The following is a 26,627-nucleotide window of genomic DNA, read 5'->3' as shown; positions in this document are numbered from 1 at the left end:
TCTTCGGCAGACTGGCACGCCGGTCAGCCATGAGGTTGCGCGATGTAGACCGTCTCGAGGTACTCATCGAGCCCCTCTGCACCGCCTTCCCGTCCGAGACCAGATTGCTTGACTCCTCCGAAAGGTGCCGCGGCGTTCGACACCAGGCCGGTATTGAGACCGATCATGCCGACCTCCAACGAGCGCTGCAGCCGCGCCGCACGGTCCAGGTCGCGCGTGTATGCGTAGGCAACCAGACCGTACGGAGTTGTGTTGGCGAGCTCAACGGCTTCTGCCTCCTGGGCGAAGGTCACGATCGGTGCGACAGGCCCGAAGATCTCCTCGCTGAGCATGGCGGCGTCGCCGGGTACGTCCGTCAGCACCGTGGGCAGGTAGAAGTGGCCGGGACCGTTCAGGGCACTGCCTCCTGTCACGACCCGTGCACCACGGCGCACCGCGTCCTCCACCAGGTGTGTGACATGGGTGACCGCATGCGCATCGATCAACGGCCCAAGTGTGGTTGTGTCGTCGAGTCCGGGTCCCAGTGCCAGCCCACTCATGTGAGCGGCCAGCAATGCGGTGAACCGCTCGGCGACGTCTTGGTGTACGAGGAATCGGTTCGCCGCCGTGCAGGCCTGCCCGGTGTTGCGCAGCTTCGCAGTGATCGCGCCGGCCACGGCATGCTCGATGTCAGCGTCGTCGAAGACGATGAACGGCGCGTTGCCACCAAGCTCCATTGAGGTCCGCAGCACATTCGGGGCAGCGGCAGCCAAGAGCCGGCTCCCCACCGCGGTCGACCCGGTGAAGGAGAGCTTGCGCAGGCGATTGTCACGCAGCAGCGGCTCGACGACTTCAGCCGATCGGGTCGTGGTCACGACATTCACCACGCCCTGCGGCAGGCCGCATGAGTTGAGCAGCTCGGCGAGCCTCAAGGTTGTCAGCGGCGTTAGCTGGGCGGGCTTCACCACAACGGTGCATCCTGCGGCGAGAGCGGGTGCGATCTTTCGAGTGGCCATAGCGAGCGGGAAGTTCCACGGCGTGATCAACAGACAGGGACCGACCGGCTGGCGCCGCGTCGTCAGCGTGATGCCGCCCGTTGGAGAGTCAGTCACGGTGCCACGGATCCGGCTGGCCTCCTCGGCGAACCAGCGCAAGAAGTCCGCACCATAGGTCACCTCTCCGCGTGCCTCGCTGATCGGCTTGCCCATCTCGCGGCTAATCAGCCATGCCAACTCGTCTCGGGCGCCCAGCATCGCGCCGTAGGCCGCCTGGAGTAGATCGGAACGGTCTCGCGCAGGTGTGGCAGCCCAGGCCCCGGCCGCGGCGGCGGCTGCATCGAGTGCAGCCATCGCCTCCGCCGGTCCATGGTCGGCAACGCTGCCGATGATCTCGCCGGTGGCAGGGTCCTCGACCGCGAAGGAGGTGGGGCTGTCCGGTCGCGTGCCTTCGGACGTCGGGTGGATCACTGTGCTCACGTCACTCCTCAGGAAACTTTATGATCTGGCGAAGGACCGCACCGTCAGCGAGCCGGTCCATGCCCTCGTTGATGTCGCTGAGCGGGATCGTCGAGCTGATCAGCCGGTCTACCGGCAAGCGGCCCGAGCGCCACATCTCTGCGAATACCGGGATGTCGCGGGTAGGAACCGCCGAGCCCAGGTAGCTCCCCACGATCCTGCGTCCCTCAGCGACCAAGGCAGTTGGCGAGAACGAGACCCGGGCGTCTGATGCTGGTAGCCCGACCGTCACGGTGCTGCCACCGGCTTCGGTGATCGCAAGCGCAGTTTCCAGGGCCCTGATGCTGCCGGCAGCCTCGATCACGACATCGGCCCTTAGGCCTGCGCAATGCTCCGGCGACAGAGCGCGTGCGGCTCCCATCGCGAGCGCGGTCGCGCGCTTGGACTCGAGGGCGTCGACGGCGACGACCTCGACGTCATCGAGCGCCAGGGCGGTCAGCAGCGCCGCCATGCCCACGGCCCCCAGTCCGACGATTGCGACGCGTTGGCCCGCCTGGGGACGGGCCTCGTTGAGCACTGCGCCACCTCCCGTGAGGACAGCGCAGCCGAGGACCGCTGCCACAGCCGGTGGAACATCATCGTCAAGGCGTACCAGGGAACGGGCGTCGACGACCGCGTGCGTCGCAAAGCCCGAGACGCCGAGGTGGTGGTGAACCTCCGCCCCGTCCCGGCTGAGACGCCGCTGGCCTCCGAGGAGGGTTCCGGCGGCGTTTGCGGCGCTCCCCGGCAAGCAGGGGCGGAGCCCGTCGGTCAGGCAGCCGGCACACTCGCCGCATCTGGGCAAGAACGTCGTGACGACGCGGTCGCCGACAGCAACGTTGCGCACGTTACCGCCAACCTCCAGCACGCGGCCGGCCGCCTCATGCCCCAGGAGCATCGGCAACGGCCGCGGGCGGTTGCCGTCGACCACCGAGAGGTCAGAGTGACACAGCCCGGCTGCCTCGACTCGGATCAGCACCTCGTGAAGTCCGGGACCGGCCAACTCGAGTTCAGTAACAACAATGGGGGTGCTTTCCGTAAAGGGCCGCTGAGGCGACATTGCCTCAAGAACAGCTCCGGTGATGAGCATGCTTCTCCTCTCAGCTCACAGGCGTCGACGGACGAAAAGCCGTCGGCTCTCGCGTTTCGGACGCGGAAGCGTGGTCTACATCGAGGCTTCGATCTCGAGGGGGTTGCCCCATCCCGAGCCAAACGCTCGCTTCCTTGGTGTGAGGCCCGACGTTCAGTCGATGCGCTTCGGCGAGATCGTCGAGGTTGTCAACATCGTGGGTCAGCCCTGCGGGCAGGTCGTCGACCCGCGTGAAGCCCGCAGCGGAATGCCGGGCGGCTGACCCCGGCCCGTAGAACGGCAGCAGTAGCTGAGGGTACGAGCACGCCAGGAGAGTGGTTCCCACCCCGGCCGTGTCTGGGGCGAAGGCCCGGGTGTGTAGTGCGAGCTGCGGCAGGACCATCGCCAGCTGGTCGGATGAGAGAGACGGCAGGTCGGCCGGCACCACGAGCACCGGCTCGTCAGGGCGCATGGATTGTGCCCAACGAGCACCACGGCGCACGGCCAGGTTGAGCCCGTTGAGACCGTCGGGCGGCTCGGGCTCGCGCAGGAGCTCGAACCTGTCCGCGCACAGTTCCGCGAGAGCGTCTTCCCGTGTTACGACAATGACGCGTGCCACATTCGGCGTCGCGACGAGCGCCTCGAGCACGTCGAGGCAGAAGGCGCGTGCCAGGTTTCGTCGCACCCACCTCGGCACCGCCAGTCGCGACTTGCCCAGGCTCCATGGCTTCACCGGGACGACGACGGTCCACCCGCTCCTCACGCGACTTCGCCCCCTGCGCCTGCTTCGCCCGCGGAGTCCGGTTGCCCGTAGGTGGTCGTCCGTTGGCGAGCGGGGCGACCGGCGGTAGCGGCCATGGTCACGAGCTCGGCGACTTCCTTGCGCGAGCCGTGGGTCGAGCCGGCCATCCTGGAGATGGTCTCTTCCATGAGAGTGCCTCCCAGATCGTTGACGCCGCCCCGCAGGACCCGTGTGCACAGTTCGGGGCCGAGCTTGACCCAAGAGCACTGAATGTTGTCGACGAGCCCGTGCAGCATGATCCGCGCTACCGCATGCACCGCTCTGTTGTCACGGACGGTGGGCCCTGGCCGGGCCACGCCGGCGAGGTAGATCGGGCTTGACTGATGCACGAATGGCAGCGGAACGAACTCGGTGAAGCCACCCGTCTCGCGTTGGATGTCTGCGATCGTCCGCAGGTGTGCAACCCAGTGACCCGGGTGATCTACGTGCCCGTACATCATCGTGGCGGTGGTGGGGATGCCCAGTTCGTGCGCGGTGGTGATCACATCGATCCACTGCGCCGCCGGTAGCTTGCCCTTCGTGAGCACCCAGCGGACATCGTCGTCGAGAATCTCAGCCGCTGTGCCCGGGTGGCTGTCGACTCCGGCTTCGCGTGCTGCAAGGAGGAACTCCTTCACCGAAAGGCCCGTCCGGACGACGCCGTTCATCACCTCCATCGGCGAGTACGCGTGAACGTGCAGCCCCGGAGCGGCGGCCTTCACGGCTCGCGCGAGGTCGAAATAGGCACTCCCCGGCAGTTCGGGGTCGATCCCTCCTTGCATGCATACCTCGGTGGCACCGACGCGTTGGGCCTCAATGGCCCGCTCTGCGACCTGATCGAGACTCAGCCTGTAGGCGTCTGCGTCGGTCTTGCGCTGCGCGAACGCGCAGAAGCGACAGCCCGCATAGCAGACGTTGGTGAAGTTGATGTTCCGGTTCACCACGAAGGTCACGTCCTCGCCCACGGCGTCTCGCCGCAGGTCGTCGGCCAGCTGGCACACCGCCTCCAATCCCGGACCTTCTTGGGCAGAGATCAGTGCGACGGCCTGGTCGTTCGACAGTGTGCCGGGGCGCGACTCCGCGGCGCGTAGAGCCGCAAGTACCTCGGCACCAACCCGGGGCAGACTCTTGTCGCTCAGCTGCCGGGCCCGGAGCGTGTCCCAGTCTCCGTAGATCACGTCGAAGTCCGTACGTCGATCCGACGAGCGTCCTTTGGTGTCAATGCTCTCGTGCAGGTGGGTTCGGCCTGTGCTCTGCCACCCGCCGTCCGGCTCTTGCCAGGGCCGGCCGACCGGACGAGCATCGCGGTCGGCGAGACCGTCGACTCCCCGCAGAGCGTCGACGTGCACCCGCAGCCGCGGGTCCACCCACGGGATGTCGAGATACTCCGGGTGGACTGTGAGCCGCTCCTTGAGAGTGAGCTCGGACGCGGCGCAGACCTGCTCCAGCAGGCCGATCTCCGGCCATGGCCGATCCGGGTTCACATGGTCCGGCGTGAGCGGGCTGATCCCACCGAAGTCGTCCACACCCGCATCGAGAAGTGCTTGGCATTCCTCGAGATCAACGAGGTTGGGTGGTGCCTGGACGCGCATGGCTGGCCCCATGACGACCCGGGTGGTGGCGATTGCGGCGAGGTACTCCTCCAACGCAATGTCGGCCGCGTTCCTCATGGGAGTGTCGGGCTTGGCGCGGAAGTTCTGGATGATCACTTCTTGAATGGAGCCGTACTCGCGCGCGATGCGTCGAAGGCGCAGGATGGAGTCAGCACGCTCCTCGATCGTCTCGCCAATGCCTACCAGCAACCCCGTGGTGAATGGGATGTTGAGCCGCCCAGCGTCCTCGAGCACCCTCAGCCGCACCGCCGGATCCTTGTCCGGGCTGCGGTAGTGAGGCTCGCCGGGCGTGTGAAACAGCCGCGAGCTGGTTGTCTCGAGCATCATCCCCATCGACGGCGCCACTGGCTTGAGCCAGCTCATCTCGCTCCAACTCATCACCCCGGGGTTGAGGTGGGGCAGCAGCCCTGTCTCCTCCAGGACCGTGATCGCCATCGCCCGCAGGTACTCCAGTGTGCTGCCGTAACCGGCCTCCTCCAGCCACTGGCGCGCCTCGGGCCAACGATCTTCTGGCCGATCGCCCAGGGTGAAAAGCACCTCCTTGCACCCACGCAGAGCGCCCTCACGCGCGATGCCGAGCACTTCGTCCGGCGACAGGTACGGCGCCTCGACCCGCCCGGGAACAGACACGAACGTGCAGTAGTGGCATCTGTCGCGGCAGAGCCTGGTCAGAGGTATGAAGACCTTGCGCGAATAGGTGACCACTCCCGCTCGACCGGCGCTGTCAGCTCCGGCGTCACGGACCTTGCGGGCAACGGTCATCAATCGGCCGAGGTTGTCTCCGGTGGTTGTCAGGAGCGCGGCGACTTCATCGGCGTTCAACGTCTTACCCACCTCGGCGCGCACCAACGCTCGCCTCACTTGTCCCGGCGAGATCGCCGGGCCCGGAACTCGTGGAACGGGCAGGTACGTCATCATCGATCTCCTGGTCTCACTGCGGGGGGAAGCGCACCGCACCATCGATCCTGATCGTGGTGCCGTTGATCATCGGGTTGCCGACCACGTACGCGACCAAGTCGGCGAACTCGTCGGCACGCCCGAACCTCGAGGGGTGCGGTACGGTCTCGGCGATCACCCGCCTGCGCTCATCGGGAAAGGCGGAGGTCTGCGCCGTCTCGAAGAACCCCGGTGCGACGCCGACCACACGTATGGCGTTTCGGGCAAGGTCACGCGCCATGGGCAAGGTCATTGCGGCGAGTGCGCCCTTAGAGGCGGCGTAGGCCACTTGACCGATCTGCCCCTCGAACGCCGCTACCGACGACATCAGCACGACGACGCCCCGATCTCCGTCGACCGCCGCGTGCGCCGCCATCAGCGGCGCGGCCAGCCGAGCGACGTTGAACGGGCCCAGCACGTTGACGCGAAGGGTCTCGCTGAAATCCGCCAGCGAGTGCGGGCCCCGCCCTGAAAGGGTTCGCTGCGGTCGCGCTATGCCCGCGCACGACACCACGATCCTCAACGGGGCGGCGGCTTCGATTGAGGCGAGAGCTCCCGTGACGAAGTCTGAATCGGTCGCGTCCCCTCGGTGCACGGCGACGCCGTTGCCGGCAGTGGGATCGGCCTCCTCATCGAGCAGTGCCACCGTGGCTCCGAGGTCCACCAACCTCTCAGCAGCGGCAATACCCAACCCTGACGCGGCGCCTCCGACGACGACCGCCCCGCACCCTTCAATCTTCACGGACGAGCCCTTTCAATCTCCACGGACGAGCCCTTGTGGGCCTGCGTGCGGCAGGATCAGCGCCCCGTCCACACCGGGTTCCGCTTCTCGGCGAACGCCCGGGCACCCTCGGCCGCGTCCTGGCTCGCCAGGACCGAAGCGAACACCTTGTCGTTGTCACGCCAGACCTCATCGGCCCAGTCGTCCAGATGGCGGGCGCGATGCACCAGACCCTTCGACTGGCGGACTGCGACCGGTGCGTTCGCAGCGATCGTGGCCGCAAGCTCAAGAGCAGCCTCCACTACCGCTCCGCGCGCGACGACCTGGTTGACCAGCCCGAGCTCGCGCGCCTCTGCAGCGCTCAGGCGACGCCCCGTGAGGACCAATTCAAGAGCCAGCTTCCGCGGTACCTGTTGCGCGAGCCGGATCAGTCCGCCGGCACCGGCAACAAGACCACGCGTGACCTCGGGCAGGCCGAGCACCGCGTCCTTGTCGGCCACAGCCAGGTCGGCGGCAAGCAACAACTCCATGCCGCCGCCCAGCGCGAAACCGTTCACCGCGGCGATGACAGGCTTGGAGACCCAGTGCCGCACGAACCCGGCGACCCCCCACTCTGGGTGCGACTCGTCGAGCAGAGCGCCACCCGCAGCCACTGCTTTCAGGTCGGCGCCGGCGCAGAAGGCCCTGCCGGCGCCGGTGACTACGATGACTCGGACGTCCTTGTCGAGCTCGGCAGTCTCCAATGCCGCGCCGAGCGCCGCCGAGAGATCGGCGTTGATGGCGTTCATGGCCTCCGGCCGGTTCAGCGTCACGAGTGCGATGCCATCCTGTACTTCGGCCAGTACCGTCTCTGTGGCGGCGGGCGCCGTCATACGGCGCTCTCCTGCACACCCATGATCCGCTCCCGTGCGGGCGTCTCATCGGCGGACTGCATCAGGCTGGCAAGCTCCTTGAGCGTGACCCGGTCATCATCACCATGGACAGCGATCGAAAACTCGATGTCGGTAACGACGTCCCCGTAGCGGTCCAGCAGCTTCTGGCCGATCTCGTCGTAGGTGCCGACGGTGACGAACTGGTGCAGGACGTCGTCGTCGATCAGCTTGGGCAGGGCTTCCCAGTCCTGCGCCTTTGACAACGCCTTAGCCTCTGTGGCCAGGTCGGTGAGACCAAGGTGCTCGAAGGCAGCGACGTAGCCAGGCGTCGACGCGTAGAACGCGATTCTGGCTCTCGCGTCCCGGACCTTGACGGCCAGCTCCTCATCGGTACGCGCGGAGGCGACCAGAGGCTTCATCGCAACCCGGAACGAGGACAGGTCACGCCCGGACCTCTCGGCTCCCTTGCGGACCGCGGGCAGCATGACCTCCTTGATGTAGGACGGCGTGCAGACCGGATGCGGACGCACCCCATCTGCAACCTCACCAGCCACCGCGCACAGCATCGGGTTCACCGCAGCAAGGTGGATCGGGATATCGGGGTTGTCGATGGGACCGGCGTTGAACAAGGGAACCATCAGGTTGATGTTGTAGTGCTCACCGACGACGTCGAGGGGAGTTCCGTTCTGCCAGCAGTCCCAGACGGCGCGGATGGCCTGAACGTACTCCCGCATCCAGGGCGCGGGTGGTGCCCAACTCATGCCGTATCGGCGCGTGATGTGCCCGCGGACCTGCGTCCCGAGGCCGAGCGTGAACCGCCCTCGGGACAGCTTCTGAAGCGTCCATGCCTGCAAGGCCATGACCGTTGGGCTTCGCGGGAAGGCGATCGCGACCGCCGTACCCACTCGCAGTCGTTCGGTCGATTGAGCCGCGAGCGTCAGCACGCTGAACGGGTCGTCCTTGGTCTCCTCCACGACCAGGCCGCTGTAGCCGACCTCCTCCAGCAAGCGGGCGTTGTCGGGAATGGACCAGATGTCGAGCGGAATGTCGGGGGTCCGGAGGCCGGGATCGACCTTGCCGAGCGGAAGCAGTGTTTCGAGTCGCACGGTGTTGTCTCCTGTCGTTTCGTTAGAAGTTAGAGCGAGACAACAGCAAGGGAGAGGACGCTTTGTGACGGATTACCTCATCGAATCGTCCACGCCGAGACAGTGAACGCTTCAGCTCTGTCGCTCCCTGGCGAGGATGGCGGCGGAGATTGACGACATACGCTTCGACTGCGCCGGGCCCTGTAGCCCGTGGCGTTCGCAGATCCGGATGGTCCGGTGGGCGCCAGCCGCGGTGAAGCCGTGGGTGCGGCCTGGCAGAGCGGGCGAGAGTCACTTCAGCCGCCCTTGTGGTTCGGTGACGACTTGCACGTTCACGCCGTGGCGGCGGTGCTTGGCAGAGCAGTCAGTCCGGCCGTCACTGACCCGGTCGCACTCGGCGAGGGTGCTATCAAACAGGACGAAATCCGGTTGGCCCCCGGGGGGCCTGCAGCAGCCCCCGACGCATGTGCGGCCAGCAGTTCGGTCACGTCGGTGACGTAGGCGTGGGCGGTGCCGACCCAGACGGTGAAGCCGGCCGCTATGCTCGCCAGGGTGCCGTGGGCGCGTAGGTACACCAGGGTCAATAGTGCCCGTTGGTGCGGCGAGAGTTACAGCGTCGGTCACCTTCACGGGTGACCATGAGCATGGTGATCCACTCGACCAGTGCATGCGGCAGATCGCGTTCGTCAGCCAGGGAACCAACGAGGCTGCTACGGACCAGTGAGTGAGACGTCGAACACCTCCGTCCCCCAAGAGCGCGTCGATGAAAACGAATCTGATCCTGGACGGTACCGATCGACCGGATCGCCGCCGACCGGCTCGCGTGGGCGTCCACTATGAGCCTCCCCGACCCTGCCCAGAGCGGTCCACGACGCCAGGGCCGCCCACGAGCACGGTATCCTGACCGGCTCACACTGAGGTTGAAGCGCCCAGTATTCAGCCGCCGGCCGCGTGGCGCTCGCGATACTGGCTGGGACTCTCGCCGGTCCATCCGTTGAAAGCACGTGTGAAGGCACGAAGTTCGGAGTAGCCGACCAGGTTCGCAATGTCCTGCACCGGCATGTCGGTGTCTCGCAGGTGCCTCGTCGCGAACTCCAGGCGGATCTCCTCCTTCAAGGCGCGGTAGGAAGTTGCCTCGCCTTTCAAACGTCGGCGAAGGGTCTGCTCGGTGAGATAAAGCTGGCCAGCCAACTGAGCGAAGCTGGGGAACTGTATCGGCCCCTGCGCACTGGGACGAATCAACGCTCGGGCCTTTCGAGTAACGCTGGACTCGGCGCCCGGAGTCTTCATCACTCCGAGCGGAGTGGTCGCAAGAAAGCCCTTCAGGTCGCCACGCGTCCTAATGACCGGGCGAGACAGCGAGGAACGGGCGATAACCAGGGAGGTGGACTCGGCACCCACGGTCGGTGCGCACGGGAAGACGTGGCGGAACTCTGCGAGATGTCCGCCCCGAGGGACGTAGCCGAGCTCAAGGCTCTCCAATTGTGGGGGCTCTCCGATCAACCACGCCCAGAGCCGATAGTTGATCATTATCCAGAAGTCGAGGAAGTAGTGCGCCGGGTCGAGTTCTGGCTTGCTTTGAACGACCGTCCACCGACCACCAGACTCTTCTTCGTCGTACTTCATGACGAGGGCGTCCGTCATCAACGAATAGAAGAACGCCTCCTTGCGGATCACGCTCTCGAGCGTGGGCTCGTGCACGACCAGATTGGTCATCATCGCGAAAGATCCCGGCCGCGACCGGCCATCCACGCACCCCATGAACTCGTCGTCCAAGGCCTCGATCGTGGTGGCGACGATCGAGGCCAAGAACGTGATGTCACCACGCCAGAGAGGATCCTCCACCTGAGAGCGCGACAGGCCAACAGAGGCGAGGATGGCGTCCGCATCCAGCCCCTGCCGGTGAGCCACGGCGGCGGCCTCGTAGAAATAGTGAGAGCAAGACGTGGGCATGGTTCCTCGGATCTGAACTGCTTTCGCGGCAGGCTAGTGCCAAAGTCCGGGAGGCCTACGGCCTCCACCGAAGATGAAAAGAATATAGCCCAGTTCTCACTGTTTCGCCCCTGTCAGCTCAGTCGCTCGAGTACCATGGCCATGCCTTGGCCGCCGCCGACGCACATGGTCTCCAGACCGAACTGCTTGTCGTGGTACTGCAGCGAGTTGATCAGGGTGCTGGTGATCCGGGCCCCGGTCATGCCGAACGGGTGGCCGACCGCGATCGCGCCGCCGTTGACGTTGAGTTTGTCCTCGTCGACGCCCAGGTCGCGGGCCGAGGGGATCACCTGAGCGGCGAAGGCCTCGTTGATCTCGACTAGGTCGATATCGTCGATGGTCATGCCTGCGCGAGCCAGCGCCTGCCTGGACGCCTCCACGGGGCCGAGCCCCATAATCTCTGGAGACAGACCGGTCACGCCGGTGCTCACGATGCGGGCCAGCGGCGTGACGCCGAGCTGCTTCGCCTTGATGTCGGTCATGATCACAACTGCGGCAGCACCGTCGTTGAGCAGGCAGCAGTTGCCGGCCGTCACAGTGCCCTCGGGACGGAACACCGGCCGCAGATGGGATACCGCATCGAGGGTGACCCCGGCCCGCGGGCCGTCGTCCCGGGTGACCTGGCTGCCGTCAGGCAGTGTGACCGGGGTGATGTCGCGCTCCCAGAAACCGTCCGCTATCGCCTTCTCGGCGCGGTTCTGGCTGCGGACCGCGAACTCGTCCTGCTCACCGCGAGTGATCCCCCTGAGCTGGGCAACGTTCTCGGCGGTCTGGCCCATTGCGATGTAGGCGTCCGGCAGGCGGCCCCCACTACGAGGGTCGGTCCAGGTCCGGCCGCCAGCGGCGAACTTCTCGGTGTGGGCCTGTGCCTCTGCGAAGGCCTGGTTCTGGGTGCCGGGCAGTCCGTCGGCGTTACCGTTCCCGTAACGGCTCACTGCCTCCACACCGACAGAGAGGAAGACATCGCCCTCGCCCGCCTTGATCGCATGCAGTGCCATCCGGGTGCTTTGCAGGCTGGAGGCACAATAGCGGTTCACTGTGGTTCCGGGCAGGTAGTCCATCCCTGCGAGCACCGCCACGATGCGGGCCAGGTTGAAGCCGGACTCACCGCCCGGCTGGCCGCAGCCGAGCACCAGGTCGTCGATCTGGCGCGGGTCGAGCGCTGGGACCTTGGCGAGTACGGCCCGGACCATCTGGACGGCCAGGTCATCGGGACGCATGTCCTTGAGTGACCCCTTGACCGCCCGGCCGATCGGCGAGCGGGCGGTTGCGACGATCACGGGTTCCGGCATCCTTGAGTCTCTCAACATACTTAGCCTCGATTTTTTCGTGGCGGTCCGTCGGCTTCCTCGGCGGGCCGTTTCGGTTGTTCGGGTCGGTGGTGGGCACGCTGATGGCCCGGCTGTCGCGTCGGATGCGCGCAGGGTTCCACGGCTCCGGTCGGGGTGATGCTGGTGGCAGGGACGGGACCGTGCTGGTCAGCCGGGGTTCGAAAGAGTTTCGAGCCGTGCCGAACGTCGGTGATCAGGTCGGTCCAGGGCCAGTGGTGTGCGAATCTCAGGTGCCGGCGGCGGGCGGTGGTGATGATCTGGGCGGCGGCGGAGAAGAGGCGGAGCCGGAGACGGCGGGGTTCCCACCTGCGGGTCTTGCCGGTCAGGACGAGCATGGGCGTCCAGGCCAGCAGATCCAGGGCGAGCTGGACGATCTCCAGCCAGATCTGGTTCTGTGCGGTGTCGTACAGGGGCAGGTAGCGCAGGCCGGTGGCCCGCGCGGCCCGCATGCGGTCCTCGGCTCGGGCTCGCCGGCGGTGCCGCAGCTCCAGTGCTGCGATCGGCATGGCGGTGGTGTTGGTGGCGAAGCAGGTCAGCCGCAGTCCGTCAGCGTCGGTGATGCCCAACTGGGCGCCGGGGCGGGGCCGTTGCTTGCGGACGATCAGCCGCATTCCCTTCGGCCAGCCCTTGAGACAGTCGCCGGTGGTCTCGGCGACCCATGCCCCGTCCCGGATCTCGCCGCCGGGCTCGATTGCTGCCGTCCAAGCCGTGGCTGGGACGTTGAGTACGGCCTGGTGAATCTGCTCGGTGATAGTCATTCCGACCAAGTACGACAGCCACCGTCCGCGCTGGGCTGAGCCAGGCTGTGAACTCATGTGTTCCGCCCCCGGAGTCGGTACGAATCAGCGTCTGGCGTCCGCGGCGGTACGCTTCGGCAGTTGCGCCAGGGCGAGTTGGGCAGTGGTGATGGATCAGCGGCGGTGTTGCTGCCCGCGTTGCCGGGCCGCAGCAGGCCGGCCACGGGTTCCCCGCTCCCATCGCTTCCGCGATCGACGAACCCATCAGCGGGTGGTGTCCGAAAGTTTCTTCCAGGTCGCGGTGGCGTCCTGCTTCTCGGAGTGGGCCAGCACGAGCACCCCGTCCAAGTCCACGATCACCTGCCCTGAGGCGTCCGGGGCCGCGTTCTTGGCCAACGTTCCAGACGTGCTCGCGGGCTTCTGCCTGCGCGGCCCGTATCGCGGAGAGGGCCTTCGGCCAGCCGCGGCAAGCGTGTCGATGAGGCGGGAGACGGTTGGGTCGGAGGCCACCGGCCCGAACACGGCCGGCTCGGCCCGTAGCATCCCGACATCTGCGAGGCAGTCCCCGCCCAGCGCGACCGCGAGGGCCACGTCCAGCAGAACCTTCCCCGGATCGTGCACCGCCCGCGGACGGCGCCACGGCGCAAGCGCTGTCGATATCGCCTGGTCCAGCCCGGCCTTGCGGGCGGTCTCGACCAACAGCACGGCCCCGGCCTGGGACACCACCCCGCGGCCACCGCCCTCGATGCGGACGCGTGGATAGGACCCGATACGCTTCTTCACCTGAGAAGTGCCTCCGACGATGGCAGGAACAAGGATCTCGACAATCCTCATTCCTGCTGTTCAAAGGCACTTTTCGCTTACCTGGCCACCGGTCGGACAGCCCACTTCATGAAAGCGCGAGGTTAGTGGTTGGTCGCGGCGGTCCGTCCCTCCCTCAGGAGGGCTCGGGCGTTGATCAGCGGCCATGTAGCCTGCGGTGCCGGCGAAGGTCAGCGGGCCGACCGGGCCGCCAAGATCAGGTCAGCCGCGCTCTCGATTGGGGCGGTGGACGGCTCCCCAGCGAGCACTCCTGCACGTCCCTGGTCTGGGCCGTGCTGGACCGCGCCTCACGCGGCTGGCGCGAGATCACAGCACGGCATCCACCTCGTCGTGCCCTATCACACCACTCCCACGACGCGACCTGGCCCTCCCAGTCAGCACCACGATGCAGAACAGGCTCAGGACCGAGACACCGCCGAGGTAGAGCACGATCGGCAATGTAGAGCCGTAGGCCGCGAAGAGCCCCGTTGCGATCGTGGGCGCGAAGCCGCCGCCGAGGATCGACCCGATCTGGTAGCCGAGGGAGGTACCGCTGTACCGCACAGCCGGTGGGAAGAGTTGCGCGAAAAGCGCCGCCATCGGCCCGTAGACGATGCCCATCCCGACGGCCACGAACAGCATTCCGACCGCGATCAGGCCAAGGTGTGCGGTGTCGACCAGCGGGAAAAGCGCGACCGATGAAATCAGCAGAACCACCGAACCGACTCGCAGAACCCGTCGCTTGCCTATGGAGTCCGAGCGAATGGCAGCCAAGGGAATGGTCACCAGCCAGGCCGCTGAGGCGACGATCGACACTGCCAGGACCGAGTTTCGCACGAGCCCCAGCCCCGTTGTCGTGTAGCCGAGGAGGTAGGCCATGAAGATGTATGCCACTGCGTTGATGGCGATGAAGGACCCCGCAACCAGCAGGACCGAGCGCCAGTGGTTGCGGAGAACGTCGAACAGTGGGATGGCGGAACGCTCGTCCTTCTCGACCAAGGACTCGAAGGCCGGACTCTCGTCGATCTTGCTACGCAGCACCAGGCCCACCACGATGAGAACCGCACTGGCGAGGAACGGGATCCGCCAGCCCCACTCGGCGAAGGCGGAGTCGCCGAGGCTGGTCGAGACGCTGAGGAATGCCAGGTTCGCGATGATCAGCCCCGCGGGAACACCCATCTGCGGGAAGCTCCCGAAGAAGGTGCGGCGAGATTCCGGCGCGTGCTCAACGGCCATCAGTACGGCGCCGCTCCACTCACCGCCCACACCGAACCCCTGAAGGAATCGAAGCGAGACCAGGAGGATGGGCGCCCAGATCCCAATGGCGTCGTAGGTCGGGAGCAATCCAATGCCAACAGTCGCGGTGCCCATCAGCACCAAAGAAGTGACGAGCATGGTCTTGCGCCCAGCCCGGTCGCCGAAGTGGCCCATCACGATCCCGCCGAGCGGGCGGGCGAGGAAGCCGACGGAGAAGGTGGCGAACGCGGCCAGTGTCCCCGCAGTGTCCGAGAACTCCGGGAAGAACAACGGACCGAAGACGATGGCTGCGGCCATGCCGTAAATGAAGTAGTCGTACCACTCGATGGCGGTGCCGATCAGGCTGGCGAGCGCCGGCCGGGTGGCAGATGCGGCGCGAGGTGACGCTGGGGGTGTCTGCTGGGCGGTCACGATGTCTCCTCTGAGGAATAGTGGGTCACTGTGTGCGGCGATCGAGGACCCGCTTGGTCTTGCCTTCCGAGCGCTCAATCGTGTGTGGATTGACTACATCCACGTGGACGGAGACGCCGATGCTCTTCTTCACCGCCTGCTTGAGTGCGTGTGCGGCGTGACTCCGGCCGGCACCGTCCATACCGCCACGGCTCTCCACACGAACGGTCAGGCTGTCCATCCGACCCTCGCGGGTCAGGACGATCTGATAATGCGGCGCGAGCCGATCGCTACGAAGGATCAGCTCCTCGATCTGGCTGGGGAACAGGTTGACGCCGCGAAGGATGATCATGTCGTCGCTGCGGTCGGCGACACGCGCGATACGGTGGAACGCTGGGCGAGCTGTTCCGGGAAGGAGCGCGGTGAGGTCCCTGGTCCGGTACCGGATGATCGGGAACGCCTCCTTTGTCAGCGACGTGAACACCAGCTCGCCGCCGTCGCCGTCTGCCACAGGCTCGCCACTGCTCGGGTCGATCACCTCCGGAAGGAAGTGGTCTTCCCATACGTGCGGACCGTCTTTGGTCTCGGCGCACTCCTGCGCCACACCGGGCCCGATGACCTCGGAGAGGCCGTACAGGTCCAGCGCCTCGATGCCGGCTCGCTGTTCGATCTCCTGTCGCATCTCCTCGGTCCAGGGCTCGGCGCCGAGGACTCCGATCTGCAACGACGACTCGCGTGCGTCCAAGCCCTGGCGGTCGAACTCGTCCAGAATCGTGAGGAGGTATGACGGCGTCGCCATGATGATCCGCGGCTGCAGATCGCAGATGAGCTGGACTTGGCGTGAGGTCATGCCCCCCGACGCCGGGATCACGGTGCAGCCGAGGCGCTCGGCGCCGTAGTGGGCTCCTAGCCCACCGGTGAAGAGGCCGTAGCCGTAGGAGTTGTGCACCCGATCGCCCGGGCGCCCTCCCGCGGCCCGAATGCTCCGGGCCGCAAGGTCTCCCCAGGTCTCAAGGTCCCGGCGCGTGTATCCCACCACCGTCGGCGTTCCTGTGGTTCCGCTGGAGGCGTGAAGTCGAGCCACATCCTCGAGGGGAACCGCGAACATCCCGTACGGATAGGTCTCACGCAAATCGTCCTTCGTGGTGAACGGGAAGAGGCGAAGGTCATCGAGAGAGTTAAGATCGTTCGGGGTCACTCCGGCGACGTCGCACTTGCTGCGATAGAAGGGGACGCGCTCATAGACCCTCTGCATCGTCCACTGCAGTCGTCGCAACTGCGTGTCACGCAATTCGTCCAGGCTCATTGACTCGCCTGCATCGAGCTGGACGGCAGTTTTCACACCCACTCGGCCGGCTTCTGGACCGACGACGCTAGCCACAGGCTGCCCCTGCTTCGGTGGCGGGCACGCTTTCCGCTCTGCTGCCAGCCACTGGCGTTCTCGGGAATTCCACGGCGGTCATACGCTCACGAACTCCTTCCAGTCGGATTGGGCGGTGCGCGGCCTCTGTTAGCCGCGTCACATCCACCCGACGACGGACATCATGGTCCGCACCGCTCGCTCCCGGCAGGGCCGAAATCGACTGATTCGCTTCACAGAATCAATCACCAGACGGCAGCGATTCCCTGAACACCCAGAGGCGGTGCACGGTGAACCGTCCTGAGTCCCCCCGCATGGGGCTGACCCAAGGAGGCCACGTGAACCGCGTGTGCAGGGCGCCGCCTGTCCCGCCCACCGCGCCTCACCGAGCGGTGAACGCGGGTGACACACTGGCCCGATGCGCATTGTGGTTCTGGCAGGCGGCATCGGCGGTGCCCGATTCCTCCGCGGTCTCAAGCAGGCCGCACCGGATGCCGACATCACGGTCATCGGCAACACCGGGGACGCGATCCACCTCTTCGGTCTGAAGGTCTGCCCAGGCCTCGACACGGTGATGTACACACACGGCGGCGGCATCAACAAGGAGCAGGGCTGGGGGCGTGCGGACGAGACCTTCCACCTCAAGGAGGAGCTCGCGGCGTACGGTGTAGGGCCCGGGTGGTACGGCCTGGGCGACCGTGATTTCGCGACGCACATCGTGCGGACCCAGATAAGCGCCGGATACCCAATCAGCGCCGTGACGCAGACCCTGTGCGACCGGTGGAAGCCCGGGGTGCGGCTGCTTCCGATGTCCGACGACCGGGTCGAGGCCGCCGGAATCCGCTGCCGCGCGGTGCCGCTGATGACGATCGACGTCGTAGCGGCCGCCCGCATGGCGCGTGAGGCGCTGGCCCTCGCGGAAGAGGTCCGGGCATGACGGGCACGGCCGGCGCGCCCGGCATCGGTACCGGTGACGCCGGCAGCCCCGGCGGGGCGCCCGGTTTCCGGGTGTGGGCCGTCCCGGGTATCCCCGAGGTGGGCGAAGGGGACGATCTGGCTAAGCTGATCGCTGCGGCAGAGCCCGGACTGGCGGACGGTGACGTGGTCCTCGTCACCTCCAAGATCGTCTCTAAGGCAGAGGGCCGGATCGTCTCCGCGGACTCGCGCGAGGCCGCCATTGACGCTGAGGCGGTACGCGTCGTGGCCCGGCGCGGGACCCTCCGCATCGTCGAGAACCGGCAGGGCCTGGTGATGGCAGCCGCCGGCGTCGACGCCTCCAACACCCCCGCCGGAACCGTGCTGCTCCTGCCCGAGGACCCCGACGCATCGGCGCGTGCCATCCGTGACGGGCTGCGCGACGCGCTCGGGGTTGACGTCGGGGTACTGATCACCGACACCTTCGGGCGCCCCTGGCGCAACGGTCTGACAGACGTCGCCATCGGCGCCGCGGGCGTGCGCGTGCTCGACGACCTGCGCGGCGGGACCGACGCGCACGGCAATCCGCTGAGCGCCACCGTCGTGGCCACCGCCGACGAGCTCGCCGCCGCCGGCGACCTCGTGAAGGGCAAGGCCGAGGGCCTGCCGGTCGCCGTGGTCCGGGGTCTGCCGCGGGTAGTAGCGGACGGGGCGGAGGACGCCCGGGCGATGGTGCGCTCCCCCCACGACGACATGTTCCGGCTCGGCACGTCGGAGGCCGTGCGGGAGGCGGTGACCCAGCGGCGTACGGTACGGGCCTTCACGGACGAGCCCGTGGATCCCGGCGCGGTGCGGCGCGCGGTCGCCGCGGCCGTGACAGCCCCCGCGCCACACCACACGACGCCGTGGCGCTTCGTGCTGGTGGAGTCCCAGGAGTCGCGGACGCGGCTGCTCGACGCCATCCGGGACGTGTGGATCGCAGACCTGCGGCGCGACGGCGAGTCGGAGGAGTCCATCGTTGAGCGGCTGCGGCACGGTGACGTGCTCTGCCATGCGCCGTACCTGGTGGTGCCCTGCATGGTGACCGACGGCGCGCACGCGCACGGAGACGTGCGGCGGGACGGCACCGAGCGCGACATGTTCGTCGTCGCGGCGGGCGCCGGTGTGCAGAACTTCCTGGTAGCACTGGCTGGCGAGCGGCTCGGCTCCGCCTGGGTGTCGTCGATCATGTTCTGCCGGGACGTCGTCCGCGAGGTCCTCGGGCTGCCGCAGGGGTGGGACCCGATGGGCGCGGTGGCCGTCGGGCACGCGGCCGAGCCGCCCGAGTGCCGGCCCGCCCGCCGGGCCTCGGACTTCATCGAGGTGCGCTGAGCGGTGGCGCCAGGGCAGTTCCGGGCAACCCCTCGGGTGGGCCGGGCCCACTCTCGCGCTGCAAGCCACACGGTCCCGTCCTGCCGTCGCGTCCCCGGCCTCGCCGGCTGGTCCGCCGGAGAGGCGCGGGTAGGGCGGCGCATCCCGCCCGGCAGGAGGAGCTCGCTGGCGAGACGGCCGAGACGGGCTGGCAGCCCTTGCAATCCTCCCGTCGTCGGCGTGGTCCTCGACCCCCGAGACCCTGGAACGGTCGCTGGAGGTCGCCGCGTCAAGGGCCTCCTTGAGCAGGAACCGCCGCCCTTGCGAGAATGACCGGGTGAGTAGAACGCATGTGCACAGCCACGTCGGCCGTCGTGACCGCCCCCCCTTTGACCGTGACTCCGTGGTGGAGGTCGCTGTCGTGGTTTTCAACGAGCGCGGTTATGACGGTACGGGCATGGAAGAACTGGCCAGACGTTTGGGCCTGAGCAAATCGAGCATCTACCATCACGTCTCGGGCAAGGAGGAAATACTCGACTTGGCGGTCACGCGCGCCCTTGACGCCCTCTTCGCCATCCTCGACGAGGACCCCGGCCCGAACGGCACGGCGACCGCCCTCCTACGGCGCGTCGTGCAGCGCAGCATCGAGGTGCTCGCCGCCGAGCTGCCGTACGTCACCCTGCTGCTGCACGTGCGCGGCAACACGGCGGTCGAGCAGCGGGCCCTGGAGCGGCGCCGCGAGTTCGACCACCGGATCGCCAAGCTGATGTGCAGGGCAGCGGCCGAGGGTGGCCTGCGCGACGACATCGACCCCTGCCTGGCCAGCCGCCTGCTGTTCGGCACCGTCAACTCACTCATCGAGTGGTACCGCCCAGACCGAGGGCTGTCGGTCACGGCGTTGACCGATGCCCTGACGGCGATTGTCTTCGACGGGCTGCGCCGCCGCCCCGCTCCCTGACAAGAGGCGCTTGTACGCGACCCGGGCTCAGCGGATCACCCGGTCCTTGCCATACGATGCCGCGTGGTGACGCCCTCGGCTGAGCAGGGCCGACGCTGTCGGGAATCTTGATTGCGCCGTGAGGCGCTGTTGGTTCGATGGAGGTGAGAGACCTTCGCCAATGCACTGTCTCCGCAGGGCTGTTGAAGTTGAGCTATCAGCTGCGGCTCACTGTCCCAGATGAGGGATGCCACCACGTGTCAGACGGGGCACGTTGTCTGGAGAGGTCAGAATGGCCTGACGGCATCTGAGACTGAGGGAAGGTCCTGTTCCGCCCAGATGATCTTTCCGGACCGCGTATAGCGCGTGCCCCACCTCTGGGCGAACTGCGCAACTAGGAACAGACCGCGGCCGCCCTCATCGACAGTGCGGGCGTGTCGTAGGCGCGGCGTGGTGCTGCTGGTGTCGGAGACCTCGCAGATCAAGGCCTCGTCTCGGATCAGGCGCAGGAGGATATTGCCGCCCCTGCCGTAGCGGACGGCATTGGTGACCAGCTCGCTGACGACCAATTCCGTGGTGAACAGCAGCTCGTCGAGCCCCCATGTCACGAGCTGGGCATACACCTGCTCCCGGGCATCCGCAACGACGGCCGGGTCGGGGGGCAGGGGCCAGGACGCGACCCGGTCGGCGTCCAGCGCGCGGGTGCGTGCCACCAGCAGGGCGACGTCGTCGGTCGGGTGGTCGGGCACCAGGGCCCTGAAGACGTTGTCGCAGGTGTCCTCCAGAGTGGCGGCGGGCTGGGCGAGAGCGTCGGCCAACCGGGCCAGTCCGGTGTCGACGTCCTGCTCGTAGGGCTGTATGAGTTCGTCGGCGTAGAGGGCCAGCAGGCTTCCCTCGGGCACTCTCGTCGATACTCTCGCCTCGTCCTGTCCTAGTACTGCAACGGTGTTTGCCGTGACGGTTGGGCAGTTCTGTCGTTGATGTGGTCATGGGTGGGGACCTTGCTGAGGCCAGGACGTGGGCGGGCGAACTCGATGCTGTGCATGAGCGGTTCGTGCACCGCTTCAATCGGTCGGAGCCGCGGGAATCAGCGCTGGCTTATATGCGGGGACTGATCACTCCGCTGGAGCGCAAGAACGGCTGGACACTGGCCGAGGAGGCGGGTCATGCGGCTCCGGACCGTATGCACCGGCTGCTGAACCGGATCGAGTGGGACGCCGACGAGGTCCTGGACGACGTGCGTGACTACGTAGTCGAGCACCTCGGAGACCCGGAGGCGGTTCTGATCGTGGACGACACCGGCTTCTTGAAGAAGGGGGTGCGGTCGGCGGGGGTCCAGCGGCAGTACTCGGGCACCGCTGGACGGACGGAGAACTGCCAGATCGGTGTCTTCCTCGCCTATGCGGCGCCCCAGGGGCGGACGTTGATCGACCGCAGGCTGTATCTGCCCACCTCCTGGACCGATGACCGGGACCGGTGCCGGAAGGCCGGCATCGACGACACTGTTGGTTTCGAGACCAAGGTGGCCATGGCCAAGGCCATGGTCCGGCGGGCGATCGCGGACAAGATCCCGTTCCGGTGGGTGACCGCGGACGCCGCCTACGGCTTCAGCAAGGGCTGGCGGCACGAACTCGAGCAGGCCGACGTCTTTCACGTCATGGCCACCACCCGGCACGACACCGTCGTCACCCGCTGGGCGATCGACCACCCCGTCCACGACCTGTTTCACGGGCTGCCCCGGCAGAAGTGGAAGCGACGCTCCTGCGGCAACGGCGCCCACGGCCCGCGCATCTACGACTGGGCCCGCGTCGAGGTTCGTCCCTGGCACCGCGAGGATCGCCGGCACTGGGTGATCGCCCGCCGCAGTGTCAGCCGCCCCAAGGAGATCTCCTACTACATCGCCTACTGCCCAGTCGGCACCACACTCGACGAACTGATCCATATCGCAGGCAGCCGATGGGCAGTAGAGGAATGCTTCCAGACCGCCAAACAGGAGTGCGGCCTGGACGACTACCAGGTCCGCCGCTACCCCGGCTGGCACCGCCACATGACCCTGGCCATGGCCGCCCACGCATGCCTGACCGTGCTGCGGGCCCGCGAACTCGATACCGGGAAAGCAGAAACGGATCCTCCCAGCTCATCCCCCTCAGCCTGCCCGAACTCAGACGACTGATGGGCCGGCTCACCCGGCCCCGTCCGAGCATCGAGCACATCTTGCACTGGTCACACTGGCGCCGCCGCAGACAACACCAAGCCCGCACCAGCCACTACAAACGCCGAGGCCACACCCCACCAGAAACCGACCCACCGTCACGGCAAACACCGTTGCAGTACTAGTCTCCTGAGTCAGGAATTCTGTTCAGATACGAGGCGAGGCGTTCGAGGATTTCGTCGGCGGTCTTCGTCCAGATGTAGGGCTTGGGGTCGGTGTTCCAGGCCGTGATCCAGTTGCGGATGTCCTTCTCCAGGGCCTGGACGGATCTGTGGACGCCTCGTCGTATCTGCTTGTTGGTGAGTTCGGCGAACCATCGCTCGACGAGGTTCAGCCAGGACGAGCCGGTCGGTGTGAAGTGCAGATGGAAGCGGGGATGGGCCAGCAGCCATTTCTTGATGGCGGGGGTCTTGTGGGTGGCGTAGTTGTCGCAGATCAGGTGGATGTCCAGGCCGGCGGGTACTTCCTTGTCGAGCTTGATCAGGAACTTCTTGAACTCCTCAGCGCGGTGTCGGCGGTGCAGAGAGCCGATCACTTTGCCGGTGGCGACCTCCAGTGCGGCGAACAGCGTTGTGGTGCCGGCGCGAACGTGGTCGTGCGTGGTTCGCTGCGGAACTCCGGGCATCATCGGCAGCACGGGCTGGGATCGGTCCAGGGCCTGGATCTGCGACTTCTCGTCCACGCAGAACACCAACGCCCGCTCGGGCGGGTCCAGATACAACCCAACGACGTCGTGCACCTTGTCGACGAAGTACGGATCCGTCGACAACTTGAAGGTCTCCGACCGGTGCGGCTGCAGGCCGAACGCCCGCCAGATCCGTGACACCGACGACTGCGAAAGGCCCATCTCCTTCGCCATCGACCGAGTCGACCAGTGTGTTGCGTTCTTCGGTGTGGACTCCAACGTCTTGGTGACCACCGCGGCGACCTGCTCGTCCGTCACCGTCCTGGGTCCACCCGGACGCGGCATGTCACCCAGGCCGGCAACCCGGTACTGCACGAACCGGGACCGCCAACGGCCCACCGCATGAGGTGTGGAACCGAGCCGCGCCGCCACATCCTTGTTCGAGGCACCCTCGGCACAGGCCAGGATGATCCGGCACCGCAAGGCCCACGCCTGCGGCGTGGAACGACGCCGCACCCACCCCTCGAGTGCAGCCCGTTCCTCGTCCGACAGTCTTAACTCGGCCTTCGGCCGCCCGGTCCGTGCCATGAGACAAGCCTATACATCTGAACAGAATTCCTGACTCAGAAGACTAGTGCGCGCCCAATGGCTTGCGAAGCAGGTCGGGCTAGTGGTTCTAGGCGAGCCCATACCTCCCTCTGACGAGAGGGGAGCACTCTGAGAGGGCATTCTGAACCGGTATGACCGATTCCCGTAGTTGGCTTGTGCCAGGCGCTGTCCTGGCGGTCACGTGGTCCTTCGGCGGCTTCTACAGTGTCCCGAGGTAAAGGGGGCGGGCGGGGACGATAGATCAGAAGGGCTGACTCAAGAACGTGGTGCGGATCGAGCGATTGGCGGACCTGAAGCCCGTTCACCAGCGTCAGGCGGCCGTCCTGGCCCTGTGGCGGTGGCGCGCGCCGATACTTGCGTTCGAATTGGATGCAGAGTGGGGCGTCGACCAGTCCGTGCTGGAGTCGCTGTTCCGACTGGCAGCATCACCCCCTGGTGAACAGTCGGATCGCGCATACCGGCGAGCAATCGCCGAGCTGTGCACGGCCCCGCTCTTCACGTCTGAAGTCGACCCGGACACGGTCCAGCTCTTCCAGTTGGAGACCCTCAGCAACCTGCTGACCTTCGGCGAACTGCTGGACAAGCCTGGCGTGGACGAAGTCGAGCGAGTGGTCGAAGCCTCGGCCGGTCTGGCGAACTACCTCGACGGTCTCGTCGAGGGCTCCTTCTACTCCCACCCCTCGGAGGAAGCCCACCACCAGTACCTCGCCGACCTGGCGGACCGGGCGAGCGAGGGCTATTTCGCGTCGCGCCACTTCGCTGTCGAGACCGCCTGCCACGGTGCTCTCGGGGTTCTCCCCGATTCCGCAGGGCTGCCCGACTCGTCCACGGGTCGCGAGTTGCTCGCGCTCTGCGAGGACTTCGGCGAAGAGCTCGTCATAACGATGCAGTGGCTCCGCATGACGGGTCACTAGCGATCGCGTCGTGAGCCGGATGGCGAGTGCGGCAGCCGTGACTGACGGGTGGCATGAAACGGAGAGCTGCTACGGGCGGCGCTGGATGAACAGGCCCGGTTCGGTCTCGGCGAGGACGCCCAGGCTGACCAGGCGCTTGAGCTTGTGCCGGGTACTCTCGATGTTCTTCGGCTTTAGCGGGAGGTCCAGGGCCTGGCACAGGTCGCGGGCACGCATCGGTCCAGCAGCGTCGGCGAAGACGTCGAGGATCTGCTGGTAGGCCGGGTGGGCCGGCAGGACAGGTGGCTCCTCGGCTGGCTCCGGAGTCGCTGGCGGGAGGGCGAGGAGCGTCTTACGGGTCACCGCCAGGCTCTCGATCTCCTCGTCGAGTTCACGCAGGCGCGCGGTGAGCTCGTCCATCTGCGCACGGATCTGCGCTGCATCGCCGACGAGCTCGCGTTCGCGTGCGTCGATCCGCTCCAGAAGCGGCGTGACCTGGTCATCCATGCGGTCACCCGCGCCAGGTGGGCGTGGTCTGGCCGGTGAGCCGGCGTGTTATCACGTCGATCATGGCCCAGCGCACCCTGGACTCCGAGGACTTCGGCCTGCTCTCGTAGTCCCGCACGAGCCGCCGGAACAGCATGAGGATGCCGAGCGTCTGCTCCACGATCCACCTCTTGGCCTGCGGGACGAAGCCAGCGCCCTTGTCCGCAGGGTTGCGTTCGACGATCTCGACGTCGATGCCGGCCCTTGCGCCGTGCTCGACGACCGTCTTCTTGAAACCCTGGTCGACCAGAGCCTTCTTGATGGTGCCGATGGGGGCGACCTGGCCGAGCAGCGCGATGCCGAACGCGTTGTCGTGGGCGCTTGCGGCCAGCACGGTGACGGCGATGACCAGGCCGAGGACGTCGACCGCCAGCCCGCGCTTGCGTCCGGGCACCTTCTTGGCCACGTCCTTCCCGGTCGTGGCCGCAGGGACGTTCACCGCGGCGTGGACGCTCTGCGTGTCGATCACGACCAGGCTCGGATCCTCCGGCCGCCCGGCCTTCTCCCGGACCTGCCAGCGCAGCAGGTCGTTGACCTTCACGTCCGTGCCGTCGTCGCGCCAGGCCGCGAAGTAGTAGTAGACGGCCGACTTCGGCGGCAGGTCATGGGGTAGGTAGTCCCACTGGCAGCCCGTCCTGCCCTGGTACAGGATCGCGTTGACGATCTCCCGCATCTCGTATCGGCCCTGATGTCTCGTCGGGGACGGATGGTCGGCCTTCCATGCCGAGATCACCGGCTCGATCAGCGCCCACCGCTCATCGGATAAGTCGCTCTTGTAAGGCTTGCGGTCGCTCACCCAGACAGCCCAACAGGACCAAGCAGGCCGACCGGCCCGAACCGCCCAAACCCACACGATCAGGCGACCACGAGACCGTTATACCAGCTCAAAATTCCCTCTGAGACAGACCGATGCCCTGGCGGGAAGCGCCAGGGCATCGCTGTTGAAAGCATTGGCACACGCTTCGGGGTGCGCCGACTGCCCGGCCGCACAGGGCGCCACGGGCACTGGCCTTACCCCCGTCAGAGCCGGCAGGCGGCGTTGCGGGAAGAGCGCGGGGCGCGTGTCAGTGGAAGGTGATGAAGCCGTTGCCGTCGCGGTCGTTTCCGCTCTTGGTGTAGGAGTGGACGTCCGCGGGGCTGCCGGAGGGCTTGTAGAGGTAGATCGTGTCGCGGTCGTTGTTCCAGATGAAGTTGCAGTTGTCGCGGTAGACGACGTTGTTGGCGTCGGAGTCGGTGCCGTTGCCGCCCCGGAGCTTCACATAGTCGCCGGGCTGAAGGTAGTGGTTGGCGGTGAACGCGAACCGGTTGCCGGCGGCGTCCTTGACGACGTGGCCCCGCAGGTTGACGGTCGTCGTTCGCGAGTAGTTCTTGATGGTCAGGTACTCGTCGCGGGTGTTGCCGGTGGTGCAGCTGTTGGAGTCCCTGCCCGGCGCGTCGTACTGGACGCCCCAGATTTTGAGCGCGGAAGAGTATTCGGCTGCCTGAGCCGGGCTCGTGGTCAACGCGGCGAGCGTTCCAGCCGTGACGGCTGCGGCAACGGCGGTATAGGTACGCAAGGTGAGGTCCCCCCTCAATGGTGCTGATGAGGGGCAGAAGCCTACAGACAACACGAGCCGCTGGTTACGGTTTCAAGCTCCTATTTCGGGACACCTGCTGTGTATCGCGGAGGTAAGGCCGCTGACGTCCCCTTACCAGCCCGGGTATTGCCCGGCGACTCGGCGCAATAGGTGCGCCTTGAGGACGGAGCTGCCTCAGGCCGTGCCGACTGGGATCACATGGTGCAGTTCGGCTGGGTCCGCTCCCCGCAGTCGATCGAGGTCCGCTTCGGCACCTCGCGGGCCGGGCCGTCGATGTCGCGCTCTACACCACGGAGTCCGTCGGCACGGTCATCCCCGCCCACTCCGAGGTCGACTGGGAGCAGCTGCGCGCGGTGGAGAAAGGCCGGCGCTTCCCGCTCGCCGCACTGGCGAAGCAGGCCGCCCCGGGCTGACCCGGACCACCGGTGACGCCGCCTGTCCCGTGTGTCCGGTGGGAGGGGCGGCGTCGCCGTAACGGTACCTTTGCGGACCGATCGGGTGCTCGACTTTTCCGGGCCCCGTTGCTCAGGTTGAGCGGCGGGCCTG

21 protein-coding genes and 3 pseudogenes are annotated in these 26,627 nt (G+C 66.8%); 5 read left to right on the top strand and 19 right to left on the bottom strand.

What is annotated here, in order from left to right; genetic code table 11:
* Positions 1-23: 23 nt before the first annotated feature.
* The 14 genes and pseudogenes from MDN94_RS35255 to paaK all read right to left on the bottom strand — a co-directional run bounded on the left by MDN94_RS35255 (position 24) and on the right by paaK (position 16,363).
* Entirely contained in the window at positions 24-1,445 is a 1,422-nt protein-coding gene (locus MDN94_RS35255; RefSeq protein WP_482730218.1) for an NAD-dependent succinate-semialdehyde dehydrogenase, read from the bottom strand.
* A gap of 10 nt (positions 1,446-1,455) precedes the next feature.
* Positions 1,456-2,562 carry an alcohol dehydrogenase catalytic domain-containing protein gene (locus MDN94_RS35250; protein ID WP_482729918.1) on the bottom strand — a complete coding sequence of 369 codons (1,107 nt, stop codon included), beginning with the start codon at positions 2,560-2,562 and terminating at the stop codon, positions 1,456-1,458.
* Positions 2,563-2,572: 10 nt separating this feature from the next.
* Entirely contained in the window at positions 2,573-3,304 is a 732-nt protein-coding gene (cofC, locus tag MDN94_RS35245; RefSeq protein WP_482729917.1) for a 2-phospho-L-lactate guanylyltransferase, read from the bottom strand.
* The gene (locus MDN94_RS35240) at positions 3,301-5,853 is read right to left on the bottom strand and encodes a bifunctional FO biosynthesis protein CofGH (protein WP_482729916.1); all 2,553 of its coding nucleotides are present in this window, start codon (positions 5,851-5,853) and stop codon (positions 3,301-3,303) included. Before MDN94_RS35240 ends, cofC begins: the two co-directional genes overlap by 4 nt.
* A 13-nt stretch (positions 5,854-5,866) precedes the next feature.
* Positions 5,867-6,613: an SDR family NAD(P)-dependent oxidoreductase gene (locus MDN94_RS35235; RefSeq protein WP_482729915.1), complete on the bottom strand. Its 747-nt coding sequence runs from the start codon at positions 6,611-6,613 to the stop codon at positions 5,867-5,869.
* 56 nt (positions 6,614-6,669) lie between these two features.
* Positions 6,670-7,464 (bottom strand): crotonase/enoyl-CoA hydratase family protein, encoded by a 795-nt coding sequence (locus MDN94_RS35230; RefSeq protein WP_482729914.1) that lies wholly within the window; start codon positions 7,462-7,464, stop codon positions 6,670-6,672.
* On the bottom strand, positions 7,461-8,570 hold the full coding sequence (locus MDN94_RS35225) for a TIGR03617 family F420-dependent LLM class oxidoreductase (protein WP_482729913.1): 1,110 nt from the start codon (positions 8,568-8,570) through the stop codon (positions 7,461-7,463). Before MDN94_RS35225 ends, MDN94_RS35230 begins: the two co-directional genes overlap by 4 nt.
* Positions 8,571-8,753: 183 nt before the next feature.
* Positions 8,754-9,195 (bottom strand): annotated as a pseudogene (locus tag MDN94_RS35220) (helix-turn-helix domain-containing protein); the annotation flags it as partial.
* A gap of 290 nt (positions 9,196-9,485) precedes the next feature.
* Positions 9,486-10,502, bottom strand: coding sequence for an AraC family transcriptional regulator (locus MDN94_RS35215; RefSeq protein WP_482729912.1), 1,017 nt, complete (start codon positions 10,500-10,502; stop codon positions 9,486-9,488).
* 113 nt (positions 10,503-10,615) lie between these two features.
* Complete coding sequence (locus MDN94_RS35210) at positions 10,616-11,833, bottom strand: acetyl-CoA C-acetyltransferase (protein ID WP_482729911.1); 1,218 nt, start codon at positions 11,831-11,833, stop codon at positions 10,616-10,618.
* Positions 11,834-11,853: 20 nt separating this feature from the next.
* The gene (locus tag MDN94_RS35205) at positions 11,854-12,630 is read right to left on the bottom strand and encodes a transposase (protein ID WP_482729910.1); all 777 of its coding nucleotides are present in this window, start codon (positions 12,628-12,630) and stop codon (positions 11,854-11,856) included.
* 243 nt (positions 12,631-12,873) lie between these two features.
* Entirely contained in the window at positions 12,874-13,392 is a 519-nt protein-coding gene (locus tag MDN94_RS35200; RefSeq protein WP_482729909.1) for a transposase, read from the bottom strand.
* A 345-nt stretch (positions 13,393-13,737) separates the two neighbouring features.
* Positions 13,738-15,078, bottom strand: coding sequence for an MFS transporter (locus MDN94_RS35195; protein ID WP_482729908.1), 1,341 nt, complete (start codon positions 15,076-15,078; stop codon positions 13,738-13,740).
* 25 nt (positions 15,079-15,103) lie between these two features.
* Positions 15,104-16,363, bottom strand: coding sequence for a phenylacetate--CoA ligase PaaK (paaK, locus tag MDN94_RS35190; protein ID WP_482729907.1), 1,260 nt, complete (start codon positions 16,361-16,363; stop codon positions 15,104-15,106).
* A 472-nt stretch (positions 16,364-16,835) separates the two neighbouring features.
* Here paaK and MDN94_RS35185 point away from each other — a divergent pair.
* From MDN94_RS35185 to MDN94_RS35175, 3 genes and pseudogenes are all read left to right on the top strand, one after another.
* A pseudogene (locus MDN94_RS35185) lies at positions 16,836-17,246 on the top strand (2-phospho-L-lactate transferase CofD family protein); the annotation flags it as partial.
* 104 nt (positions 17,247-17,350) lie between these two features.
* Positions 17,351-18,703 carry a coenzyme F420-0:L-glutamate ligase gene (locus tag MDN94_RS35180; RefSeq protein WP_482729906.1) on the top strand — a complete coding sequence of 451 codons (1,353 nt, stop codon included), beginning with the start codon at positions 17,351-17,353 and terminating at the stop codon, positions 18,701-18,703.
* Between the two features lie 382 nt (positions 18,704-19,085).
* Complete coding sequence (locus MDN94_RS35175) at positions 19,086-19,640, top strand: TetR/AcrR family transcriptional regulator (RefSeq protein ID WP_482729905.1); 555 nt, start codon at positions 19,086-19,088, stop codon at positions 19,638-19,640.
* A 266-nt stretch (positions 19,641-19,906) separates the two neighbouring features.
* Here MDN94_RS35175 and MDN94_RS35170 read toward each other — a convergent pair.
* A pseudogene (locus tag MDN94_RS35170) lies at positions 19,907-20,524 on the bottom strand (ATP-binding protein); the annotation flags it as partial.
* Positions 20,525-20,607: 83 nt separating this feature from the next.
* On the opposite strand from MDN94_RS35170, the gene MDN94_RS35165 reads away from it, so the two are divergent.
* Positions 20,608-21,792, top strand: a complete 1,185-nt coding sequence (locus MDN94_RS35165) for an IS701 family transposase (RefSeq protein ID WP_482729408.1) — start codon at positions 20,608-20,610, stop codon at positions 21,790-21,792.
* A gap of 160 nt (positions 21,793-21,952) precedes the next feature.
* Here MDN94_RS35165 and MDN94_RS35160 read toward each other — a convergent pair whose 3' ends face one another.
* Entirely contained in the window at positions 21,953-23,044 is a 1,092-nt protein-coding gene (locus MDN94_RS35160; protein WP_482729904.1) for an IS630 family transposase, read from the bottom strand.
* Between the two features lie 284 nt (positions 23,045-23,328).
* Between MDN94_RS35160 and MDN94_RS35155 the strand changes: the two genes are divergently transcribed.
* Positions 23,329-23,979 carry a hypothetical protein gene (locus MDN94_RS35155; protein WP_482729903.1) on the top strand — a complete coding sequence of 217 codons (651 nt, stop codon included), beginning with the start codon at positions 23,329-23,331 and terminating at the stop codon, positions 23,977-23,979.
* A 69-nt stretch (positions 23,980-24,048) separates the two neighbouring features.
* Here MDN94_RS35155 and MDN94_RS35150 read toward each other — a convergent pair whose 3' ends face one another.
* From MDN94_RS35150 to MDN94_RS35140, 3 genes are all read right to left on the bottom strand, one after another.
* Positions 24,049-24,465 carry a hypothetical protein gene (locus MDN94_RS35150; protein WP_482729340.1) on the bottom strand — a complete coding sequence of 139 codons (417 nt, stop codon included), beginning with the start codon at positions 24,463-24,465 and terminating at the stop codon, positions 24,049-24,051.
* Positions 24,466-24,469: 4 nt separating this feature from the next.
* Positions 24,470-25,300, bottom strand: coding sequence for an IS5 family transposase (locus tag MDN94_RS35145; protein WP_482729902.1), 831 nt, complete (start codon positions 25,298-25,300; stop codon positions 24,470-24,472).
* 268 nt (positions 25,301-25,568) lie between these two features.
* Positions 25,569-26,060: a lamin tail domain-containing protein gene (locus MDN94_RS35140; protein ID WP_482729901.1), complete on the bottom strand. Its 492-nt coding sequence runs from the start codon at positions 26,058-26,060 to the stop codon at positions 25,569-25,571.
* Positions 26,061-26,627 lie beyond the last annotated feature (567 nt).

The sequence above is a fragment of the Streptomyces sp. WAC00040 genome, assembly GCF_056835925.1.
Note: the sequence above shows the minus strand (reverse complement) of the source record. Positions and strands in the feature narration are given on the sequence as shown.

Excerpts from the sequence above, each read along its gene's own strand:
- MDN94_RS35250 (WP_482729918.1), bottom strand. The coding sequence starts at position 2,562 with ATGCTCATCACCGGAGCTGTTCTTGAGGCAATGTCGCCTCAGCGGCCC.
- MDN94_RS35210 (WP_482729911.1), bottom strand. The coding sequence starts at position 11,833 with ATGCCGGAACCCGTGATCGTCGCAACCGCCCGCTCGCCGATCGGCCGG.
- MDN94_RS35150 (WP_482729340.1), bottom strand. The coding sequence starts at position 24,465 with ATGGATGACCAGGTCACGCCGCTTCTGGAGCGGATCGACGCACGCGAA.
- MDN94_RS35165 (WP_482729408.1), top strand. The coding sequence starts at position 20,608 with ATGGGTGGGGACCTTGCTGAGGCCAGGACGTGGGCGGGCGAACTCGAT.
- MDN94_RS35230 (WP_482729914.1), bottom strand. The coding sequence starts at position 7,464 with ATGACGGCGCCCGCCGCCACAGAGACGGTACTGGCCGAAGTACAGGAT.
- MDN94_RS35215 (WP_482729912.1), bottom strand. The coding sequence starts at position 10,502 with ATGCCCACGTCTTGCTCTCACTATTTCTACGAGGCCGCCGCCGTGGCT.
- MDN94_RS35240 (WP_482729916.1), bottom strand. The coding sequence starts at position 5,853 with ATGATGACGTACCTGCCCGTTCCACGAGTTCCGGGCCCGGCGATCTCG.
- MDN94_RS35160 (WP_482729904.1), bottom strand. The coding sequence starts at position 23,044 with ATGGCACGGACCGGGCGGCCGAAGGCCGAGTTAAGACTGTCGGACGAG.
- MDN94_RS35205 (WP_482729910.1), bottom strand. The coding sequence starts at position 12,630 with ATGACTATCACCGAGCAGATTCACCAGGCCGTACTCAACGTCCCAGCC.
- paaK (WP_482729907.1), bottom strand. The coding sequence starts at position 16,363 with ATGAGCCTGGACGAATTGCGTGACACGCAGTTGCGACGACTGCAGTGG.
- MDN94_RS35180 (WP_482729906.1), top strand. The coding sequence starts at position 17,351 with ATGACGGGCACGGCCGGCGCGCCCGGCATCGGTACCGGTGACGCCGGC.